This is a genomic window from Novosphingobium malaysiense, from assembly GCF_000802225.1.
GTDB lineage: Bacteria > Pseudomonadota > Alphaproteobacteria > Sphingomonadales > Sphingomonadaceae > Novosphingobium > Novosphingobium malaysiense.
Map to the genome: position 1 here is coordinate 1 of NZ_JTDI01000013.1, position 1,198 is coordinate 1,198.

General features: G+C 64.6%; 1 pseudogene and 1 other annotated feature. The pseudogene reads left to right on the forward strand.

Going from position 1 to position 1,198, the window contains the following annotated elements:
- Window positions 1-50: 50 nt before the first annotated feature.
- Window positions 51-1,147, forward strand: a pseudogene (locus tag LK12_RS23235) (IS3 family transposase).
- Window positions 200-316 (forward strand) — a sequence feature (AL1L pseudoknot). (Overlaps the previous pseudogene by 117 nt.)
- Window positions 1,148-1,198: the final 51 nt, after the last annotated feature.

Consider the following 1,198-nt stretch of genomic DNA (forward strand, 5'->3'; position numbering starts at 1 on the left):
TGAACCGCGCCGGGTTTGCCGGAGGCCCCAACTCCTGAGAGTAAGGGGCTATGACGAGCAAAACGACGAACAAGTTTTCACCTGAGGTCCGCGCCCGGGCGGTGCGGATGGTGCTGGAGCACGAGAAGGACCACCCGTCGCGCTGGGCAGCGGTAGTGTCGATCGCAGCGAAGATTGGCTGTGCAGCGCAGACGCTGCACGAGTGGGTGAAGAAGGCGGAGCTCGACCGCCCGTTCAAGCGATGATCGCGTTTATCGAAGACCAGCGTGCCGTTCATGGGGTCGAGCCGATCTGCAAGGTGCTGCCGATCGCCCCATCAACCTACCATGCCCATGTCGCGCAGCGACGGGATCCACTGCGCCTGTCGGCGCGGGCGCGGCGTGATGCTGCGCTCAGGATCGAGGTGCGGCGCGTGTTCGAGGCCAACTTCCGGGTCTATGGTGTCCGCAAGGTCTGGCGACAGTTGCAGCGCGAGGGGTTCGATGTCGCCCGCTGCACGGTCGCGCGGCTGATGCGGGCGATGGGGCTGGCGGGCGTGATCCGCGGCAAGCCAGTGCGCACCACGGTCGGCGATCGGTCAGCACCTTGTCCGCTCGACCGCGTCAACCGGCAGTTCCGCGCGCCGGCACCGAACATGCTGTGGGTTTCGGACTTCACCTATGTCGCGACCTGGGCCGGGTTCGTCTACGTCGCCTTCGTCATCGATACGTTCGCCAGGCGGATCGTCGGGTGGCGAGCGAGCCGGACCGCCCATGCTGGCTTCGTTCTCGATGCGCTCGATCAAGCCCTTCACGATCGCCGACCGGCGCGCAGCGGCGGTCTCATCCATCACTCCGATCGCGGCAGCCAATACGTCTCGATCAAATACAGTGAGCGACTTGCCGAGGCCGGAATCGAGCCGTCGGTCGGCAGTGTCGGCGACAGCTATGACAATGCTTTGGCCGAGACGATCAACGGACTCTACAAGGCTGAGGTGATCCACCGGCGTGGCCCGTGGCGCAGCTTCGAAGCCGTCGAACACGCGACGCTCGAGTGGGTCGATTGGTTCAACCATCGCCGCTTGCTTGAGCCCATCGGCAACATCCCGCCCGCCGAAGCCGAAGAACAATATTATGCTGCCGCGGACAACATCGATATGGCAGCGTGACTCACATCCAACGGCCTCCGGCAAACCCGGCGCGGTTCACACTGGCGCAAC